Consider the following 18,796-nt stretch of genomic DNA (forward strand, 5'->3'; position numbering starts at 1 on the left):
CGGGAAATCAGGTTTTCTTCAGCGGGTGCGACGTCGGATGTCGCACTCGTTTTTTTTGCGTGGCGTACCACGCATCGCGAGGGCGGGTTTGCTTGCTCCCACACAAGCCCGTTCCTACATAGATTCTGCGGTGTTCCGACGACTGCGGTTCAACGCCGACGTGGACGACGCTGCTCATCATCCGTGCGAATGGGCACCGGCTGCAGCGGGGGCTCGATCAGGCCCAGCGCAACGCCAAGGTCGTGGAGCCAGGTTTGGATTTTCTCTTTCATGATTGCCCCCTTTGAGGGTAGTGCGGGTCGGCGGAAATTCTTTCGCCTCTTCCTACAAATAGTAGCCCTAACTCCTACACATTGCATGAACGAAACCACAACGAACTATTACCAAATTCATGCAAATACGACAGATCGGTCAGGCGATCGCCCGGCTATCTTGCAGGAACCCTGCCTGGCCTTCGCGCTGCAGTTCGATCCATGCGTTGAGATTAGCGCCGAGCATACCCTTTCGCCACATCAGCCAGGTGGTCGCAGTGGCAAAAGGCTCAGATAGGGGATGAACGGACACGCTGTCCTTGCCTGGCAGGCTGTCGAGCATGGATTCGGACATCAAGGCCACGCCGGAACCGGCGATCACGCAGGCGAGCATGCCTTGATAAGACTCGATCTCAATGGCACGGCCCATCGCCACGTGCTCGTGGGAAAACCACGTCTCCAAACGTCGACGATAGGAACAACTGCGTCGGAAGGTGAACACCGCACGGCCGGCAACATCCTGGGGGCCGAGTACTGGCGGGTGGTCGGCTTCGCAAATCAGCATCAGCTTTTCGTCGCACAAGGGCACACCGTCCAGGGACGCGATAGTCAGCGGGCCGTCGACCAGCGCCGCGTCGAGACGCCCGGTGATCAAGCCTTCGAGCAGCTCGCCGCTGGGCGCCGATTGCACCTGCAGATTCACCATCGGATACGCCTTGTGATAGCGCGCCAACAGTTTCGGTAAGTGAATCGCGGCGGTGCTGTACATGCTGCCCAGCACAAAGTCACCGGCCGGTTGCCCGCCTTGCACGGCACCGTGGGCTTCGTCGTGCAGCGCCAGCAGACGGGTGCTGTAGTCCAGCAACACTTTGCCCGCAGGGGAAAGCTGCAGGCGTTGACGTTCACGAACGAACAACTCGACGCCCAGTTGCTCCTCCATCTGCTTGAGCCGGGTCGACAGGTTCGATGGTACGCGGTGCAAGCGCTCGGCAGCGCGGGTGATGGAGCCCTCTTCCGCCACGGCCTGGAAAATGCGCAATTGACTGAACTCCATACCTTTCTCCAAAACTGAACAAGTTGCTCACTATTATTCATTTTTACAGAAAGTCAATCCACCTTAGCCTGCACGTCATTCGCTTTCCCGCAGGAAACCTTGCACATGTCGCCGTTGACTCGCCTCCTCGCCAGCTTTATCGCCCTGATGATGGCCATGGGCATTGGCCGCTTCGCCCTCACCCCGCAGATGCCACATCTGCTCAGCGAGGGGCAGATTGATCTGACCGGTGCCGGGCTGATCGCCGCCGCCAACTACCTGGGTTACTTCGTCGGCGCGGTGGATTCGATTTTCGCGCGCAGCCATCACCATGTACGCGGTCGCTTGTACGGCGGGTTGTGGTTGTGCGTGCTGCTGACCCTGGCGTCGTATTGGGCCCACGGGTTCTGGCCGCACCTGCTGTTGCGCTTCGGCACTGGCGTGGCCAGCGCCTGGGCGCTGGTGATGATCACCAGCCTCAGCCAACCGTTGGCGATTGCCGCCGGGCGGCCGCGCTTGGGTGCCCTGGTGTTTGCCGGGCCGGGCCTGGGGATTCTGTTGACCGGCCTGCTGGCGCTGGGTTCGAACCTGCTGGGACAAAGCTCCGCAACACTGTGGCTGGTCTACGGCGGGGTGGCGCTGCTGATGCTGTTGGCGATCCTGCCTTTCCTGCCTCAACCGAGCGTCACTGACGCGCCCGTCAGCGACGCGAGCAGCAATGCGAGCATCGCGCACCTGGGTTGGGTTTATTTCCTCTACGGCCTCGGCTACATCATCCCGGCGACCTTTCTGTCCCAAATGGCCAGCGCGCAGTTCAAGGGCGCCTGGCAGGCAGACCTGTTCTGGCCATGCTTTGGCCTGGCGGCTGCGCTCGGGGTGGTCGTGGCGAGCCTGCGCCGCAAGGCCGCGAACACAACCCGCCGCTGGCTGATGACAACCTTATGGTTGCAAGCGGCGGGCGTATTTACCTGCTTGCTCGGCAACGGCTGGGGCCTGGCGCTGGGCGTGTTGCTCTGCGGCGCACCGTTTCTGGCGTGTATGCAGTTGGTGATGGCACGCTTGCGCGAGGTGGCGCCCCACGGCTACCAGCGCAGCACTGGGGTGCTGACCGCGAGCTTTGCCATCGGACAACTGAGCGGCCCATTGCTCGCGTCGATGAGCAGCCACCTGAGCGGCGGCCTGCAACCGGCGCTGGTGATCGCCGGTTGCGGGTTGTTATTGGCCGGCGCGCTGTTGCTGCGCCCGGCCGCGGCAGTCAGCCAGCCATCAGCGGCGTTGGCACGCGAGCCTGTTCGCGCCGAGCGAGCACCAGGAAAAACAGCCCACCCAGGAAGCAACCGGTGAACCAGGCGAAGTTGGCCATGCCCTGCAAGGCCGGGGTGAACGTGATCGCGACACCCACCAGCGTCGCCGGCAACAGAGCCTTGACCGCCGTCCAGTTCACGCCGCCGTCGAAGTAATAACGCCCGCCCGGGCTGTCATCGAACAGCGCATCCACGTCGATCTGCTGTTTTTTGATCAGGTAGAAGTCCACCAGCAGAATTCCGAACAACGGCCCGATAAACGCGGCGAGGATGTCCAGGGTGTAGTGGATCATCAGCGGGTTGTTGAACAGGTTCCACGGGGTGATAAAGACTGAAGCCACCGCTGCAATCATGCCGCCGGCGCGCCAGCTGATTTTGCTCGGCGCAACGTTGGCGAAGTCGAACGCCGGGGACACGAAGTTGGCGACGATATTGATGCCGATCGTGGCCGTGACAAAGGCAAAGGCGCCCAGCAACACGGCCATGCTGTTGTCGATACGCGACACGGTGGCGATCGGGTCGTGGAGCATTTCACCGAATACCGGCAAGGTGCCCGAGACGATCACCACGGTCACCAGGGAGAACGCCAGGAAATTCACCGGCAACCCCCAGAAATTACCGCGACGCACATCCTGCATGCTGCGGCAGTAGCGGCTGAAATCGCCGAAGTTCAGCGTCGGCCCGGAAAAGTACGACACCACCAACGCCGTCGCCACAATCACCTGGCCGAAAGCCTGCCAGCCCGACAAGGACTTTTCCGCCAGGGTAAAGCTGATATTCGCCCAGCCCGCCTTCCACACGATCCAGCCGGCCAGGGCGAACATCACCGCGTAGACCACCGGCCCGGCCCAGTCGATAAAGCGCCGGATAGACTCCATGCCCGCCCAGAATACGGCCGCCTGCACCACCCACAAGCTGAGGAAACCAAACCAGCCCAGGTAGGACAGGCCAGCGAAGTGCGGCTCTGCATACACGGCCATCTGTGGGAAAAAGCGCAGCACCACGATGATCAGCGCACTCGACGCCAGATACGTCTGAATCCCGTACCACGCCACCGCGATCAAGCCACGTATCACCGCCGGAATATTCGCACCGAACACACCAAACGCCAGTCGGCAGATCACCGGGTACGGTACGGCCGCTTGCTGGCTCGGCCTGGCCACCAGGTTAGCGATCAATTGCACGATGCAAATGCCTGCGAGCAACGCAATCAGCACCTGCCAACTGGCCAGCCCGAGGGCGAACAGGCTGGCGGCGAAGACATAGCCGCCGACGCTGTGTACGTCGCTCATCCAGAAGGCAAAGATGTTGTACCAGGTCCACTTCTGCGGCAGTGGGCCCAGGTCCTGGTTGTACAGGCGCGGGCTGTAGCCTTTGGGCAATTGTTCGGTCATCGCTTGGCTCCTCGAAATACCCGCCTGCGCTGCCGTAACGGGATGCATACGGAAGGCGGCATGGTTTGTATACGAAAGAGTCAGCAGAATGCGTGCCAATGGCACACAATCCCCACGGGCCGGGGTGCCAAAGGGTGTATCGAGAGTTAGACCGGTGTATACCGCTCAGCAACGGTGCACGCCTTAATCCTGTACACAATCACTTGCACACCCGTTGTGCACACAGGTGCCTGACTGCGCAGCAAGCGGCGCTGAGGAATGTGGCCAAGTTGCTCAGGTCATCTGCGCCGTAGGCCGACAGAACAAGGATTTACGGGGCATCGGCACAGCTTCTGTAGGAGCGATTCGCTCCTACAGAAGAGCAAACCGCACTCAGCTCAGTTCAATGCGATCGGCATGAATCACAATCTGGCCCTGCTTGTAGAGCGCACCAATGGCCTTCTTGAAGTTGCCTTTGCTGACGCCGAACAAGTTGCTGATCACCGCCGGGTCGCTTTTATCGCTGACCGGCAGGCTGCCGTTGTTTTCGCGCAACTTGGCGAGGATCTTCGAGTTGAGGCTGGAAGCCGCTTCCTGGCCGACCGGTTGCAGGCTCAGGCTGATATTGCCGTCGGCGCGGATTTCCTTGATAAAGCCCTTCTCTTCCTTGCCCGGACGCAGGAACTTGAACACTTCGTTCTTGTGGATCAGGCCCCAGTGCTTGTTGTTGATGATCGCCTTGAAGCCCATGTCCGTGGCCTCGGCCACCAGCAGGTCGACTTCCTGGCCAACCTGGTAGTTGGCGGGCGTCTTGTCCAGGTAGCGGTCAAGGCGCGCGGTGGCGGTGATGCGCTTGGTGTGCTTGTCGAGATAGACATGCACCACGCAATATTCGCCAGCGGTCAATTGACGCTTTTCTTCCGAATACGGCAGCAACAGATCCTTGGGCAAACCCCAATCGAGGAAGACACCGATGCTGTTGACTTCCACAACTTTCAAACTGGCAAATTCGCCGACTTGAACTTTTGGTTTTTCAGTGGTGGCGATAAGTTTGTCATCGCTGTCCAGGTAAATGAATACGTTAAGCCAGTCTTCATCTTCACTGGGAATATCTTTGGGGATATACCGATTAGGCAAGAGGATTTCACCGTCTTGCGCACCATCCAGGTACAAACCAAAGTTAGTGTGTTTAACCACTTGCAAGCTGTTGTAGCGCCCGACTAAAGCCATTTCCAATACCCTCATTGCGTGGGCGGCATTCTACCCGAGTTGCGTCCGGCACGCGCGCACGCCTGAAAATTCGCGGGTTCGCATGGCATTCTACTGGCACCGCCCCACTCGTCTGATCAATCGGCTGAATTCCGCCGCGCCAGCGGCACCCGACAGACCGCGTGGTTTCGAGTTAAAACAGTAAGTTAGAGGCTTATTTCGACGACGAACTTCGCTGGTTTCAGCCAGCGCACTAAATACAAGGGGATATTTACCAAGCAATTGTCAAGCATTTCCTGTACGATGCCTGGCCAAGTTAATTTTCTACAGGTTAGTGGCCGCCATGCGCGTAAAAGCATCCAACAGCAAAGCAAAGCCAGCTCCCGCCGTCGAAACCAGCGAGTCGATCAACAGCCAGATCGCTGCGTTCCTCAAGTCCGGTGGCGAAATCCAGCAGATTGCCAAGGGCGTGAGCGGCCAGACTTTCGGCCCGTCCAAGCAGATCAGCCTGGGCAAGAAGTAAGCTGACCGCGCAACACACCTGGTCCCTAAGCGTCTTGCCAGCAAGGCGCTAGGACTAGAGCCCGAAACACCCCATTGCTTCTCCCTGCAACACAAAATCGACCAACGGGCCTCACCGCCCGGCATTCGCCGGTATGCTTGCACACGTCTAGCACGGGCATCTGCACGATTCCTTCCATTACTGCTCCTCGCTTTTCATGGAGTGAAGCATGCTCAAACCCTGTATTTTCCTGCTCGCCGCCCTCGCCGCCAGCCCTTTGGCCGAAGCGCAGATTTTCCAGCGCGAATTGGGCGACTTCGATCTGAAACTGGGCACCACGCCCAGCCGCAGCATGGCCCAGGGCCTGGTCAAGCCGACATCGCCGGGCAGCGACGCCTTCCACGGCGGCCTCGACCTGAGCCACGACAGCGGCCTGTACATCGGCCAGTTCTCACCGAACATGGGCCTGTCTTCGGCGAGCAACCTTGAAATCGACTCGTACATGGGGTTCAAACACCCCTTCGACCAGACGCTCGGCTACGAAGTGGGGTTGATCCACTACAGCTATCCCTCGCTCAGCCCCCTTGACAGCCAGGAGTTCTATGGCGGCCTGAACCTGCTGGGCAATCGCTTCGGCGCGTCCTTCAGCAACGACCCCGACCGCCAGGACAGCACCCTGTTCGCCGACCTTGGCGGCACACAGCCGTTCGGCATCGGCGTCAGCATGAAGTACACCACGCATCAACTGGGCAGCCCGGTCTCGGTGGACGGCGGTTCGATCCGCAGTTTCAGCGACTGGTCGGTGCAATTCTCACGGGCGTGGATGGGCGTTGACCTTGACCTGATCTACAGCGACTCCAGCCTCAACGGCGGCGACTGCTCGGCCTACTCCGGACACAATTCGCAATGCGATGGGCTGTTGACCTTGAAGGCAGCGCGGACGTTTTATTGATGGGCTGAACTGTCGCACCCAGCGCGGGTTCACATGCATTAACCCCCTCTGCGCAAGGACCCGCCCATGCTGAGCCGGCTCAACTTTCTGCTGCCATTCGTGATCCTGAGCCTGGTGCTTGGCGGCTGCAACCGCGTGGGTTTGGCCTACCGCAATCTCGACGTGATCATCCCGTGGACCCTCAGTGACTACCTGGACATGAACGCCGGGCAGAAACGCTGGTTCAACGACACCCTCCAGCAACACCTGGCCTGGCATTGCACCACGCAGTTACCAGGTTATCTGGACTGGCTCGACCGCCTGCAACAGATGGTCGACAACCATCAGGTCAGCGACAACGCCTTGCAGAGCCATACCGACGAAGCCAAACAGGCGGTGAGCGAGATCGCGCGCGCGATCACACCGTCGGCGGTCCACTTGCTGCGCGAGCTGGACGACCAGCAGGTCAAGGACATGAACGACGCCCTGGCCAAAGACCTGCGCAAACGCCAGGACGAATACCTGAAACCGCCCCTGCCGCGACAGATCCAGTCGCGTGCCGAGCGCATGAGCAAGCGCCTCTATGCGTGGATCGGGCCGCTCAGCGCCAGCCAGCAGCAACGGGTGGAGGCCTGGTCTGCGGAGCTGGGTGACCAGAACCAACAGTGGATCGACAACCGCGCCCGCTGGCAGGCGCAGTTCATCGACGCTGTGCAACAACGCCACGCCCCTGACTTTGCGCAGAAAATGCAACAATTGTTGGTGGACCGCGAACGCGCATGGACCCCGGAATATCGGCAGGCCGATGCCCAGACGGAAACAGCGGCGCGCAGCCTGATCGTGGATCTAATGGCGCAAAGCAGCGTACAACAACGCCAGAAACTGACGCACAAAATCGCGGGCGTGCGCAGCGATTTCAAGGCGCTCAAATGCCTCAACGCCGCCGCAGACTAGAACGTGGGAGCAACATCGCGCCCGCGCAGGCCCTTCAGGCAATCGCCGCCTTGGACGCCACGTCGTCGAACGTCGCCGGTTCCAGCGCATCCGCCTGCTCATCGAGCACCTGACGCGGGTGAGCGTGGCCCGGTATCGAGCTGTCGATCAACGCCAGCAATTGGGCCCCTCGTGGCGTCAGGATAAAGTTTTCACCACTACCACCCTCGTCCTCGGGCCGCGACTCGATAAACCCGCGCTTGAGCAACAGCGCCTCGTAATCCGCAGCGGTTGTTTTCAACACATCCAGATTGCCGGTGGACTCGCCCGCCATGACCTTCTCGGCGGCCTCCTGCTCGGCGTACTTACGCGGGGCAAAGCTGCCCTCGCCATTCTGCACTTCATGCAACAGCCGTTCGATCAGATCCCAGTTGTAAGTCGTCATCCTGATGCCTCCTGCGGGCCAAAAGGAAAAGCAGCCCGTTCAGAGTTGGGACACGTCTCGTCAGCGGCCGTTCAGCCGAATGGACAGGCGTCACTTCTGTGTACTTTCCAGACGTTCGCCGCCTCAACTGGGCGGAAAGAAGCTGCGGCCAAGGCAAAAAACCGCAGGCAAAAAAAAACCGGACAGCGTCCGGTTTTTTTATCGCGGCCCAGCCTTATTCGGCAGCCGGTGCTTCTGGCTTGCGGCGCTTGAGCGGCGCCATGCCGTCCTTGCTGACCAACGACAGGTTGTCGGTCTTCGGCCGGTTGGCGATCTTGCGCTTGGTCGGCGACTTGGCGCCGGCCTTCTTCTTGTCACCCTTGCCGTCGACTTTTTTCTTCTTCACGCCTACGGCCTTGCCCGAAGCCTTGACCTTCTTCGGCCCGGTGTAGGTGCCTTTGACTTCCTTGATGGTGCGGCGCTCGAACGACTGCTTGAGATAGCGCTCGATGCTCGACATCAGGTTCCAGTCGCCGTGGCAGATCAGTGAGATCGCCAGGCCATCGTTGCCAGCACGCCCGGTGCGACCGATACGGTGAACGTATTCGTCGCCGCTGCGGGGCATGTCGAAGTTGATGACCATGTCCAGGCCGTCGACGTCCAGGCCGCGCGCGGCGACGTCGGTGGCGACCAGGATCTTCACCCCGCCTTGCTTGAGGCGGTCGATTGCCAGCTTGCGGTCCTTCTGGTCTTTCTCGCCGTGCAGGACGAACGCCTTGTAGTCCTGCGCCACCAAGCGGCCGTAGATGCGATCAGCCGCAGCGCGGGTGTTGGTGAACACGATGGCCTTCTGATAGGTCTCGTTGGCCAACAGCCAGTTGAGGATCTGCTCTTTGTGGACGTTATGGTCAGCGGTGATGATCTGCTGGCGCGTGGTCGCGTTCAGGTCGCTGACGTTGTTGACCTGCAGGTGCTCGGGGTTGTTCAGGACCTTGGCAACCATGTCGCGCAGGGTCGAACCGCCGGTGGTGGCGGAGAACAGCATGGTCTGCTGACGATTCACGCACTCGGCCACCAGGCGCTGCACGTCATCGGCAAAGCCCATGTCGAGCATGCGGTCGGCTTCGTCGAGCACCAGCACTTCGACTTCCTTGAGGTCGAGGTTGCCGGCGTTGAGTTGCTCGATCATGCGGCCCGGGGTGCCGATGAGGATGTCCGGGACCTTGCGCAGCATGGCGGCCTGGACCTTGAAGTCTTCGCCGCCGGTGATCAGGCCGGACTTGATGAAGGTGAACTGCGAGAAACGTTCGACTTCTTTCAGGGTCTGCTGGGCCAGCTCGCGGGTCGGCAGCAAGATCAGGGTCTTGATGCTGACGCGGACTTTGGCCGGGCCGATCAGGCGGTTAAGAATAGGCAGGACGAAAGCGGCCGTCTTGCCACTCCCGGTTTGAGCCGTCACCCGCAGGTCACGCCCTTCGAGCGCGAGCGGGATGGCCGCTGCCTGCACAGGCGTAGGCTCGACAAATTTAAGCTCGGCCACGGCTTTGAGCAGGCGTTCGTGCAGGGCGAATTGGGAAAACACGGGTGCTACCTCGAAGAAATACAAAATATCAGCTGCATAGGGTAACGGTTTCGAGCGTCCAAACCGAGTTTCTTTACGCGAACAGGGCTAATCAGCTGCTTTTTTGTTAAGGCGTTTGTCTGTAACGCCAATGTAGCTGCTCTTAAATGCTCTAATCGACCGGTCTTGTCTTACAGAAGAATCGGTTTCACCCATGGATATCAAACAGCTCTGGCTCAACGTCAAAGACCTTTGGAACGCCCTCGATGAACACCCGCTGCTGCATTCCAGCCTGGGCTTGCTGGTGTTGTTGGTGGTGGCGCTGTTGCTCGGACGGGTGGCGCGTTACCTCATCCTGCATGCGGTCAAATTGCTCGGCCGGCAACCGGCCCTGCACTGGCTCAACGACCTGCGCCACAACAAAGTCTTCCACCGCCTGGCGCAGATGACGCCGTCGCTGGTGATCCAGTTCGGCCTGCACCTGGTGCCGGACCTGAGCAAGACCGCAACGCTGTTCATCGGCAACGTGGCGCTGGCGTTCACCATCCTGTTCGTGGTGCTGGCCATCAGTGCGCTGCTCAACGCCCTGCTGGACATCTATGCGCGCACCGAACATGCGCGTACCCGCTCGATCAAGGGCTATGTGCAGTTGGCGAAGATGATTCTGTTCGTGTTTGCCGCGATCATCATCGTCGCCACCCTGATCGACCGCTCGCCGCTGTTGCTGTTGTCCGGCCTGGGTGCGATGTCGGCGGTTATCTTGTTGGTCTACAAGGACACCTTGTTGTCGTTCGTCGCCAGCGTGCAGTTGACCAGCAACGACATGCTGCGGGTCGGCGACTGGATCGAAATGCCCCAGGTCGGCGCGGACGGTGACGTGGTGGACATCACCTTGCATACGGTCAAGGTGCAGAACTTCGACAAGACCATCGTCTCGATTCCGACCTGGCGCCTGATGTCCGAGTCGTTCAAGAACTGGCGCGGCATGCAGGCCTCCGGCGGGCGTCGGATCAAGCGCAGCCTGTTTATCGATGCCAGCGCCGTGCGCTTCCTGCGCGACGATGAAGAAGTCCGCATGACCCAGGTCCACCTGCTCACCGACTACATCAGCCGCAAGCAGGCCGAACTCAAGGCCTGGAACGAAGCCCAGGGCCAAAGCGCGCAGTTGTCGGCCAACCGCCGGCGCATGACCAACCTCGGCACCTTCCGCGCGTATGCCCTGGCTTACCTGAAAAGCCACCCGGACATCCAGCCGAACATGACCTGCATGGTGCGTCAGATGCAAACCACCGCCCAGGGCGTGCCGCTGGAAATCTACTGCTTCACCCGCACCACGGCGTGGTCGGATTACGAGCGGATTCAAGGGGATATCTTCGACTACCTGCTGGCGGTGCTGCCGGAATTCGGCTTGAGCCTGTATCAACAGCCGAGCGGCACGGACCTGCGCAGCGGGCTGTTCGCAATGACGCAGAACACCACGACCGCCCAAGCGCTGGAGCGCTGACAAGGCAGACGGCGCGGGGCTCGCGTGCCCCTCGCCGGTCGAATCACCACACGCCCCCGCGCCCAATCAGGCCTTGCGCTACAGGCCAGGCCAACTCGGTAAATAGCCGAGGAACATGTCTAGTTGCCGCACGCGGCAAAATCAAACCGACGCCGCAACTAAGAAAACTCTACCTATACGTTTAGTGAATTTCACTATTCAGGCACCCGGTTTTTAATCTGTTTTTAGAAAAACCAAAGCTATAGCATCTGGCCATCGAACAACTCTGTGAGAAGGCGTTACTTATGTTATGGACAACTAAGCTTTCAGATGATGCGGCACACTTTGTATTAAGTTCGGATGCGGAAGCATTGACTCATTACTGCGGTGCAACTGCCTTTTCTCAACCTCGCGACTTTTATACCGACAGCCCCTACCAGCGGCCTTCAAGGCCGCAGGACGTGACCGATTCGATTATCAGCAGTTGCCTGACAAGCGAGCAACTCTCACACAGCCAGCATCTTTTGGCGCAACGTTTATTATTGAATATCTATGAGCAAGACTTGGTCTTTTTACCCAAGCCGCCCATGGCGCTGGACCTCAAGGTATTCAAGGACTTTTATGACCCATTGCATGCCGCGTCGGGTAAAAAGATTCGTCCGTTATTGGAGCACTACCTCTACAACTGGCTCAAGGAAGAGGTGCACATCAACGGCCCCTGGTGCCTGGACGCCTTTGTCGCCCACACCGACAAGGTCTTGGACGATGTGGCCCGCTCCGATTCAAAACTCCATGAAGTCCTGACCACCAGCCGCCATCCCGAACGTGCCGCGCGGTTCTTCATGACGCAATGCGCCGGCGACTTCCTCAGTGAAGCCTCGGCCATGGCGCGCAATGTGCTGGGCAACAGCGGCGTGTACACCAGCGAGCTGTTCAAGATCCTGATCGACGAATACGGCTACGGCATCGACAAGAAAAAGCACAGCACCATTTTTGAAGACATGCTCAAAGACATGGACATGTCCCCTCACGTGCATCACTACTGGCAGTTCTATACCCCGGCCTCGCTGTCGCTCACCAACTACTTCCACTACGTGTCGGCCAACCATGGCGAGCTGTTCCGCTATATCGGCGCCATGTACTACACCGAAGCCACCTTGGCCCTGACCACCCAGCATCAGTCGCGCGCCATCAAGACCATCTTCAACGGCACGGTCTCCACCGAATACTTCGACGAGCACTCACACATCGATGTGCATCACGGAAGAATGGCCCTGCAACGCCTGATCCTGCCGATGATCAAGCAGTTCGGCAACGCGATCATCCCCGACCTTATCCGCGGTTTCGAGGAGTTCCGCTTACTGCAGGACATCGCCGACGAAGAGCTGTATGCCCATATCAAGTGGCATGACGAACTGGACGAACACCGTGCCCAAGCCAGCACCCTCAAAGGCCGCAAGCCGGTGGACCTGACGATCACCGAGCCTGAACACGAGCTTTCGGTGCTGCACACCCACCCCAACGACGAGCTGTTCTGGGTCGAGTCCGGCGAGCTGGATTTCGTCGCCAGCCCCGAACTGAGCGTGCGCCTCAAGGCCGGGGAAGGCGTGGTGATTCCCAAGGGCATGCTGCATGGCACCCGCGTCGTCAGCCCGTCCTGCACTTACACCGTCACGGCCATTTGAGGACGCCGCCCCATGAAAGCCATCAGCCTGAACCTCAGCCATACCCACTATGTGGCGGTGGAAGGGAAAACCTACTTTCTCAAGCGCCATGCACATTCGACTCAACTGCTGCCGACCGCCTGCCCCCATCGCGGCGGCCCGCTGCACATGGGGGAAGTGACGGGTGACGGGCAAAGCGTGATCTGCCCCTGGCACGACAACGCCTACAAGGTCTGCAACCTGGAAAAGAAGTCGCTGCCCACCGTTCGCGTCAGAAACCAGATCAGCACCGTCATTGGTGACACCGAGCGGTGCGTGCCTCTCCTTAAACTCTCTCGTTACGACTGATGGTGCCCATGAATAATAAATCGACCCTTGCTGCGTTTTATTCGATCGTGACCCTCTTCACCGGCCTGGACATGGCGATTGTGATTGCCATGGTCTGGTTCGGTCTGGAGACCACCGGCTCGACCTTCCTGGTGGGCGCCACCTTATGCGTGGCGACCGTGGTGCCGTATCTGTGCGAGCAGTACATCGGCCGGTTCTTCACCATTGAACTGAGCATGAAACGGCTGTTGTACATTCGCCTGACTGCGTTCGCCGCCGTGCTGGGACTGTCGTTTACCGACGCGGCGCTGTTGCCGATCGGTTTCCTGGCGATTGCCTTCGTGGTGGGAGTCACCGACTACTTCACCATCAGTACCCTGGAATCGAAAAACACCAAGCTGGTGCTGGCCGGGCTGACCAACAGCGACACCTCGGCGCGCTTGATGCAAACCTCCATCCAGATCGGGGCCTTTGGCGGTGCGCTGCTGGGCGGGGTGATTGTGGATGTGTTCACGGTCAACCAGACCCTGCAGATCATCAGCCTGGGGGCGATCCTGTCGTTGGCGGCGATTCTTTTTGTCGCGGCCACGCCCACCGCCGACGCCACCGAGCAAGTCGTCGACACCCACACGGCGCAGTCCCTACAGTTGCCGCGCAACCTGTACATCCTGATCATCGTGTTGAGCATGATCGGCTTCCATATCGGCGCCTTCAACAGCCTGGTGCCGATCGTGTTCCAGAAGCTCAACGAATGGAACGCCACCCTGTTTGGCGTCGCCAGCGGCCTGGCGGGCCTCGGTGCGTTCAGTGCCGCGGTGCTGCCACGGATCAAGCTCAACAGCTACAGCGCGATCCTGCTGGTGATCCTGGCCGACGTGGCAATCGTCTATTTCCATAACCTCTACGTGATGATGGCCGCCGCTTTCCTGCTGGGTTTCTGCATCAACAGCCTGCGCATCCAATTGCGTAAAACCCTGATCGAGTCGGCGCCCAACGCACGGATCGCCGACGTGATCGCCGCCAAAAGCTCGCTCTACTACCTGCTGGTCAGTGGCTCGGCGCCGATGATCCTGACGTTCTTCACCACCACAGGCTTCCTCGGCCTCGAAGGTGCGCGCGTGCTGATGATCGTCTCCGCCGCGCTGTTGGCCGCTGCCGTACTGGCGTGGAACCTCACCCCTGCCGTCGCGGCCACCGCCACCACAAAATAGGAGTACCTGCTTTGGAAACCGTACTGATCGTTGACCCGTTCTCCACAGGTAAACTCTACGCGCCCTTGCTCAAGGCTCAGGGCGTGAGGTGCTTTGCCGTGATTTCCACCGACAGCTTGCCCGCGCATTTCACCGATGACCTGATCAGGGAAAACTTCGAGGCGGTCTACCACTGGGAAGAGGGTTTGCTGGAGATCCTCGAACCGCTGTCACTGAGCGCCGTGATCGCCGGTTGCGAAACCGCGATCTACCTGACCGACTACCTCACCGAAGTCCTGCGCGTTCCCGGCAACAGCCGTGTCACCAGCGACCTGCGTCGCAACAAGTTCTCCATGCAGCACGCCCTGAAAAAACACGGGCTGGCGAACATCGAATCGCAACTGCTGAGCTCACCGACGCGCATTGCAGAGGTGGTTGCCACGCTGGATGACAAGACCACCTACGTGGTCAAGCCGCTCAATTCCGCCGCCACCGAAGGCGTGGTGTTTGCCCAAGGCCGGGCCGGCGTCAAGAGTGCCTTGGACACTGCAGCCTGGCAGCGCAAAAACGACTTGGGGGAAATCAACCTCGGTTTCATCGTGCAGCCGTTCGTGTCGGGCCCGGAATATGTGGTGGATATGGTCGCCTTTGACGGCGTGTACATCATTGCCTCGGTGTGCAGGTACACCAAGGTCCAGAGAAACGGCAGCATGTTTGTCTACGAAAGCCTGGACACCCTCGACCCCCGCGCCGAAGACCTGCAACCGCTGACCGACTATGCCCGCCAGGCGGCCGCGGCGCTGAGCATCGAGGTCGGCCCAATTCATATGGAGATCATCTGGTCTGCCCACGGCCCGGTGATGATTGAAGCCGGCGGCCGCTTGCATGGCGGCATCGCACCGCTGCTGTTTCAACAGGTATATCACCCGGATTTGCTCTCGCTGGCCATCGACAGCTACCTCGGCCGCCCACGCCCGCGCGCCGATGCAGTCAGCCAGATCAGCCACGGTCGGATCGGGTTCTTCTGCTCCGACGAACAACGTACCTTCGCCGCGCCCTCGCCGCAGGCCCTGCAGAGCGTAATGGAGGACGAGGCCTATTGCGGCCACCGTTACTTCATCCGCCCGGGCGACACCACGCCGGTCACGATCGATTTTGCCACCTGCCCGGGGCTGTTCTGGCTGCAACACCTCTCGGCGCCGCAACTGGACATCAGCAGCGCCAATCTACGTAAACAGCTGTGGTGTTAAGACCATGAAAAGTCGTTTGATCATCCGAAAGTCAGCCAGTGATCTGGGCATCAACAACGCGTGCGCGGCGGTTATCGAAGACATTACCGTGTCGGACGACCAGAGCTTCGTCAGTGTCCTGCAAAGCAACCTGAATCACGTTGCGTCCCACCTCAACGAGCTGGACTCCAACGTCATTTACGAAGGCTTTGCCAAGCAACTCAAGAAGCTCGGCTACGAAAACACCGTGAGCGCCAACGAGAAACTGTTGCGGCGCTTCATCGCCAAGGGCGTATACCCCATCAACAACATCGTCGATGCCTATAACGCCGTGGCGATCCGGCATGGGGTCAGCATCGGCGTACACACCTACCATCGGCGGGATGACATCTACGTCATGCGCTCGGAGGCGCCCAGGGCTTTCCGCCCGCTGTTCGCCAAGAAGGAGATTACGATTCCTGCGGGCGATATCGTCTATACCTGCGGTGACGTGCCCCTGGCGAGTATCGGCAAGGTCGACGCCGACGCCCATGACTTCAGGCTGACGAAGGACTCGTCGAGCCTGCTGGTGGTGGTGCTGGGTCACGACGATACGCCGTTGGCCTTCAACCAGGCCGTCATCGAAGAGTTCGTCGACACCCTGCGCCAGCGAATGCCGGCGTTGAGTCATCACTTTCTCGAGACCGTACACGATCACGCCTGAGGCTGGAACCGCGTCGCCGCTGCCGGAACAGCAGCGGCTACCGCCAGGCCTTGAGCACCGGGTTGACCACCACCTCGCGCACATGCTCGATCTTCAGCAAGTTGTCCTTGAACACCATCAGCTCTTCAAAGTTGCGGTATTTGACCTCGAGCATCATGTCGACGTCGCCGAACAGCGAATAAGCCTGAACCACTTCACGGAACTGGTAGATCTTCGGAAACACCAGGTGGCAGTTGCTGCCATTGAGCGTGAGCATCAAAAACGCCGATTGCTGGGCTTCCTCATCGGCGGCGACGTTGATGGTGAAGCCGAGGATAATGCCCTTCTCGATCAGTTTCTGAACCCGCGATTCCACGGCGGTTCGCGACTTGTGAACTTGTCGCGCCAGCTGCGCCAGGCTGACCCGGGAGTCGTCCTTCAAGGCAGCAATGATCTGTTCGTCAACCTTGTCCACTCTGCCGCCCCCACACTTTTCTCTTCTATAACAGACTTTCATTCCCGCTCACGCCTGCCCTGGGCCTATCACCTCGCAGACTGTACGCCAGGCCCGGGCTTTATGCCCAACCGACTGATCCACACTGCCGCCAGAATCACCAAGCCGCCCAGGGCCAGGCGGCCCAACGGCTCGTGCTGGTTCCAGATCAACAGGTTCAATAACAGCCCCACCGGCACATGCAGGTTGTTCATCACCGCCAGGGTTCCGCCGTTGACCAGGCACGCGCCCTTGTTCCACCAGTACATGCCCAGAGCCGTGCTGACCAGCCCGAGGAACACCAGCACGCCCCACTGTAGCGGCGCTTCGGGGAGGAAATCAGCCTTGCCGAACACCAGGAATGCCGGCAACACCACCAGCAGCGCACCGAGGTAGAAATAACCGAAACGCCGGTAGTGCGGCAGATCACTGGGGTAGCGCGCCACCAACTGCTTGTACATGACTTGCCCGGCGGCGTAGGTGAAGTTGGCCAGTTGCAGCAGCAGGAAGCCCCCAAGGAAGTGCGGGGTGACTTGATCGAAGCGGATGACCGCCGCACCCGCCACCGCGACCAGCGCGGCGACCAGGGCCCAGGGGTTGAAGCGTCGGTTGAGGGCGTCTTCGATCAGGGTCACATGCAGCGGCGTGAGGATAGTGAACAGCAGCACCTCAGGCACCGTGAGCACGCGAAAGCTCAGGTACAGGCAAACGTAGGTCACGCCAAATTGCAGCGCACCGATGACCAGCATGCCGCGCATGAAGGTCGGCTGCACCGAGCGCCAGCGCGTCAGCGGAATGAACACCAGCCCGGCCAGCAGCACGCGCACCAGCACCGCGAAGTAGCTGTCGACGTGACCGGCAAGGTATTCGCCGATCAAGCTGAAGGAAAATGCCTGTATCAGGGTGACAACCAGTAAGTAGCCCATGCGCGCCTCGTATCGAATGGGCGGGACATTAAAGGTTTTCGGCGGCTCACGAAACTCGGCGCAAAAAAAACCCGACCTCGCGATAGCGGCAGTCGGGCAGGAGCACTCAGGAGCAACAAGTGCAAAGGGAGGTTTTTACGCGGACTTGAAGGGTTTGCGTGGTGAGATATAAACACCGCGCGATTATGTGACGATTAAAGGATCACGCGACTTGCGCCAGCAACGCCTTGGCGTGGTTGATGCCTTTTTCCTGGAAGTCGCCGCTCAGGTTCACCCCTTCGGCGTGAATGAACGTCACGTCATGAATCCCGATGAATGCCATCACCTGACGCAGGTAAGGTTCCTGGTGATCGGAGCTTGCGCCGGTGTGAATCCCGCCCCGGGCGGTGAGCACGATGGCCCGCTTACCGATCAACAGCCCCTGGGGGCCGGTGGCGGTGTACTTGAAGCTCACACCTGCACGCAACACGTGATCCAGCCAGGCTTTGAGGGTGCTGGGGATGGCGAAGTTGTACATCGGCGCCGCCATCACCAACACGTCGGCGGCGAGCAATTCGTCGGTCAAGGTGTTGGAGCGATCCAGGGATGCCTGTTCGCTGGCGCTGCGCTGATCCGCCGGTTTCATCCAACCGCCGAGCAGGTTGGCGTCCAGGTGCGGAAGCGGGTTGAGCGCCACGTCGCGCACGGTGATCTGATCCGCCGGGTGCGCAGCCTGCCATTGGCTGATGAACTGCCGGGTCAGTTGGCGGGAGATCGAATCCTGCTGGCGGGCGCTGCTTTCGATGATCAGTACGTTGGACATGGCTGCGTAGGCTCCATCTGTAATTGCTGTAAGTCGATGGAGAAAAGATTAACCAGAGCCAATTCGATAAAAAAGCGCAAAAAACTGCTACAACCCATCTAGAAATTTGTTTATAAGCGGAGTATTGCTGTAGGCATGCTCCGCTGTCGCTTTATTTCGGTGCACATTCCAGTGCGATACGCATCTTGATGATCGCGCGGTTGAACTTGACGGTGGTGTTGGTGCTTTTGCCCGCCGGCACGCTGACAGTACGGCGACGGGGTGATTCCGGGCCGTTGGTGAAAGTCACCGAACACAGCGCGTCGCGCGTGCCGTAGTTGTTCAGTTGGATCGAACTGATATCACCGTCCACGTCGGACGCGGTGTAATCCACGCTCACGCCGTCGATCTTTTTTGTCACATCGATGGGGTAGGCAAACGCACTGAGCGGCAGCAGTGCCAGCACCACACAACACAATTTTCTCATTCGGCAGTCTCCA

General features: G+C 59.7%; 20 protein-coding genes. 10 read left to right on the plus strand and 10 right to left on the minus strand.

Annotation, left to right across the window (positions count from 1 at the left end):
* Positions 1-149: 149 nt before the first annotated feature.
* Positions 150-272 (minus strand): PA1414 family protein, encoded by a 123-nt coding sequence (locus RGV59_RS27985; protein WP_017737772.1) that lies wholly within the window; start codon positions 270-272, stop codon positions 150-152.
* A 139-nt stretch (positions 273-411) separates the two neighbouring features.
* Positions 412-1,305: a putrescine utilization regulator PtrR gene (gene ptrR / locus RGV59_RS27990; RefSeq protein WP_046382475.1), complete on the minus strand. Its 894-nt coding sequence runs from the start codon at positions 1,303-1,305 to the stop codon at positions 412-414.
* Positions 1,306-1,410: 105 nt separating this feature from the next.
* On the opposite strand from ptrR, the gene RGV59_RS27995 reads away from it, so the two are divergent.
* On the plus strand, positions 1,411-2,628 hold the full coding sequence (locus RGV59_RS27995) for a YbfB/YjiJ family MFS transporter (RefSeq protein WP_126585483.1): 1,218 nt from the start codon (positions 1,411-1,413) through the stop codon (positions 2,626-2,628).
* Here RGV59_RS27995 and RGV59_RS28000 read toward each other — a convergent pair.
* Together RGV59_RS28000 and RGV59_RS28005 are read right to left on the minus strand one after the other, a co-directional pair.
* On the minus strand, positions 2,540-3,982 hold the full coding sequence (locus RGV59_RS28000) for an NCS1 family nucleobase:cation symporter-1 (RefSeq protein WP_104902685.1): 1,443 nt from the start codon (positions 3,980-3,982) through the stop codon (positions 2,540-2,542). The genes RGV59_RS27995 and RGV59_RS28000 overlap by 89 nt on opposite strands.
* A 372-nt stretch (positions 3,983-4,354) precedes the next feature.
* Entirely contained in the window at positions 4,355-5,191 is an 837-nt protein-coding gene (locus RGV59_RS28005; protein WP_028617391.1) for a S1 RNA-binding domain-containing protein, read from the minus strand.
* A gap of 322 nt (positions 5,192-5,513) precedes the next feature.
* Between RGV59_RS28005 and RGV59_RS28010 the strand changes: the two genes are divergently transcribed.
* The 3 genes from RGV59_RS28010 to RGV59_RS28020 all read left to right on the plus strand — a co-directional run bounded on the left by RGV59_RS28010 (position 5,514) and on the right by RGV59_RS28020 (position 7,557).
* A complete protein-coding gene (locus RGV59_RS28010) occupies positions 5,514-5,693 on the plus strand; it encodes a hypothetical protein (RefSeq protein ID WP_003193095.1) in 180 nt (59 codons plus the stop codon).
* 208 nt (positions 5,694-5,901) lie between these two features.
* A complete protein-coding gene (locus RGV59_RS28015; RefSeq protein ID WP_017845294.1) occupies positions 5,902-6,624 on the plus strand; it encodes a TorF family putative porin in 723 nt (240 codons plus the stop codon).
* Between the two features lie 66 nt (positions 6,625-6,690).
* Positions 6,691-7,557: a DUF6279 family lipoprotein gene (locus RGV59_RS28020; RefSeq protein ID WP_126585484.1), complete on the plus strand. Its 867-nt coding sequence runs from the start codon at positions 6,691-6,693 to the stop codon at positions 7,555-7,557.
* 34 nt (positions 7,558-7,591) lie between these two features.
* Here RGV59_RS28020 and RGV59_RS28025 read toward each other — a convergent pair whose 3' ends face one another.
* Positions 7,592-7,981 carry a transcriptional regulator gene (locus tag RGV59_RS28025; RefSeq protein ID WP_126585485.1) on the minus strand — a complete coding sequence of 130 codons (390 nt, stop codon included), beginning with the start codon at positions 7,979-7,981 and terminating at the stop codon, positions 7,592-7,594.
* A 214-nt stretch (positions 7,982-8,195) separates the two neighbouring features.
* Positions 8,196-9,542 (minus strand): DEAD/DEAH box helicase, encoded by a 1,347-nt coding sequence (locus RGV59_RS28030; protein ID WP_017845291.1) that lies wholly within the window; start codon positions 9,540-9,542, stop codon positions 8,196-8,198.
* A 193-nt stretch (positions 9,543-9,735) separates the two neighbouring features.
* Here RGV59_RS28030 and RGV59_RS28035 point away from each other — a divergent pair, with 193 nt between their 5' ends.
* From RGV59_RS28035 to RGV59_RS28060, 6 genes are all read left to right on the plus strand, one after another.
* The gene (locus RGV59_RS28035; RefSeq protein WP_017845290.1) at positions 9,736-11,025 is read left to right on the plus strand and encodes a mechanosensitive ion channel family protein; all 1,290 of its coding nucleotides are present in this window, start codon (positions 9,736-9,738) and stop codon (positions 11,023-11,025) included.
* Positions 11,026-11,465: 440 nt separating this feature from the next.
* A complete protein-coding gene (locus RGV59_RS28040) occupies positions 11,466-12,689 on the plus strand; it encodes an iron-containing redox enzyme family protein (RefSeq protein ID WP_260473866.1) in 1,224 nt (407 codons plus the stop codon).
* 12 nt (positions 12,690-12,701) lie between these two features.
* Positions 12,702-13,016: a Rieske 2Fe-2S domain-containing protein gene (locus tag RGV59_RS28045; RefSeq protein ID WP_017845288.1), complete on the plus strand. Its 315-nt coding sequence runs from the start codon at positions 12,702-12,704 to the stop codon at positions 13,014-13,016.
* An 8-nt stretch (positions 13,017-13,024) separates the two neighbouring features.
* Positions 13,025-14,206 carry a hypothetical protein gene (locus tag RGV59_RS28050; protein ID WP_126585486.1) on the plus strand — a complete coding sequence of 394 codons (1,182 nt, stop codon included), beginning with the start codon at positions 13,025-13,027 and terminating at the stop codon, positions 14,204-14,206.
* An 11-nt stretch (positions 14,207-14,217) separates the two neighbouring features.
* Positions 14,218-15,435 (plus strand): ATP-grasp domain-containing protein, encoded by a 1,218-nt coding sequence (locus RGV59_RS28055; RefSeq protein WP_046382467.1) that lies wholly within the window; start codon positions 14,218-14,220, stop codon positions 15,433-15,435.
* A gap of 4 nt (positions 15,436-15,439) precedes the next feature.
* Entirely contained in the window at positions 15,440-16,117 is a 678-nt protein-coding gene (locus tag RGV59_RS28060; RefSeq protein ID WP_017845285.1) for a phenylalanine--tRNA ligase beta subunit-related protein, read from the plus strand.
* 37 nt (positions 16,118-16,154) lie between these two features.
* On the opposite strand, the gene RGV59_RS28065 is transcribed toward RGV59_RS28060, so the two are convergent.
* The 4 genes from RGV59_RS28065 to RGV59_RS28080 all read right to left on the minus strand — a co-directional run bounded on the left by RGV59_RS28065 (position 16,155) and on the right by RGV59_RS28080 (position 18,783).
* Complete coding sequence (locus tag RGV59_RS28065; RefSeq protein ID WP_017845284.1) at positions 16,155-16,571, minus strand: Lrp/AsnC family transcriptional regulator; 417 nt, start codon at positions 16,569-16,571, stop codon at positions 16,155-16,157.
* A gap of 68 nt (positions 16,572-16,639) precedes the next feature.
* Entirely contained in the window at positions 16,640-17,515 is an 876-nt protein-coding gene (locus RGV59_RS28070) for a carboxylate/amino acid/amine transporter (protein ID WP_017845283.1), read from the minus strand.
* A gap of 202 nt (positions 17,516-17,717) precedes the next feature.
* Positions 17,718-18,317 (minus strand): FMN-dependent NADH-azoreductase, encoded by a 600-nt coding sequence (locus RGV59_RS28075; RefSeq protein ID WP_046489439.1) that lies wholly within the window; start codon positions 18,315-18,317, stop codon positions 17,718-17,720.
* 151 nt (positions 18,318-18,468) lie between these two features.
* Positions 18,469-18,783: a hypothetical protein gene (locus tag RGV59_RS28080; RefSeq protein WP_026139816.1), complete on the minus strand. Its 315-nt coding sequence runs from the start codon at positions 18,781-18,783 to the stop codon at positions 18,469-18,471.
* Positions 18,784-18,796 lie beyond the last annotated feature (13 nt).

This window comes from Pseudomonas sp. FG1 (assembly GCF_034313875.1).
GTDB lineage: Bacteria > Pseudomonadota > Gammaproteobacteria > Pseudomonadales > Pseudomonadaceae > Aquipseudomonas > Aquipseudomonas veronii.

Coding starts and splice junctions, on each gene's coding strand:
- RGV59_RS27985 (WP_017737772.1), bottom strand. CDS start 272: ATGAAAGAGAAAATCCAAACCTGGCTCCACGACCTTGGCGTTGCGCTG.
- ptrR (WP_046382475.1), bottom strand. CDS start 1,305: ATGGAGTTCAGTCAATTGCGCATTTTCCAGGCCGTGGCGGAAGAGGGC.
- RGV59_RS27995 (WP_126585483.1), top strand. CDS start 1,411: ATGTCGCCGTTGACTCGCCTCCTCGCCAGCTTTATCGCCCTGATGATG.
- RGV59_RS28000 (WP_104902685.1), bottom strand. CDS start 3,982: ATGACCGAACAATTGCCCAAAGGCTACAGCCCGCGCCTGTACAACCAG.
- RGV59_RS28005 (WP_028617391.1), bottom strand. CDS start 5,191: ATGGCTTTAGTCGGGCGCTACAACAGCTTGCAAGTGGTTAAACACACT.
- RGV59_RS28010 (WP_003193095.1), top strand. CDS start 5,514: ATGCGCGTAAAAGCATCCAACAGCAAAGCAAAGCCAGCTCCCGCCGTC.
- RGV59_RS28015 (WP_017845294.1), top strand. CDS start 5,902: ATGCTCAAACCCTGTATTTTCCTGCTCGCCGCCCTCGCCGCCAGCCCT.
- RGV59_RS28020 (WP_126585484.1), top strand. CDS start 6,691: ATGCTGAGCCGGCTCAACTTTCTGCTGCCATTCGTGATCCTGAGCCTG.
- RGV59_RS28025 (WP_126585485.1), bottom strand. CDS start 7,981: ATGACGACTTACAACTGGGATCTGATCGAACGGCTGTTGCATGAAGTG.
- RGV59_RS28035 (WP_017845290.1), top strand. CDS start 9,736: ATGGATATCAAACAGCTCTGGCTCAACGTCAAAGACCTTTGGAACGCC.
- RGV59_RS28045 (WP_017845288.1), top strand. CDS start 12,702: ATGAAAGCCATCAGCCTGAACCTCAGCCATACCCACTATGTGGCGGTG.
- RGV59_RS28050 (WP_126585486.1), top strand. CDS start 13,025: ATGAATAATAAATCGACCCTTGCTGCGTTTTATTCGATCGTGACCCTC.
- RGV59_RS28060 (WP_017845285.1), top strand. CDS start 15,440: ATGAAAAGTCGTTTGATCATCCGAAAGTCAGCCAGTGATCTGGGCATC.
- RGV59_RS28070 (WP_017845283.1), bottom strand. CDS start 17,515: ATGGGCTACTTACTGGTTGTCACCCTGATACAGGCATTTTCCTTCAGC.
- RGV59_RS28075 (WP_046489439.1), bottom strand. CDS start 18,317: ATGTCCAACGTACTGATCATCGAAAGCAGCGCCCGCCAGCAGGATTCG.
- RGV59_RS28080 (WP_026139816.1), bottom strand. CDS start 18,783: ATGAGAAAATTGTGTTGTGTGGTGCTGGCACTGCTGCCGCTCAGTGCG.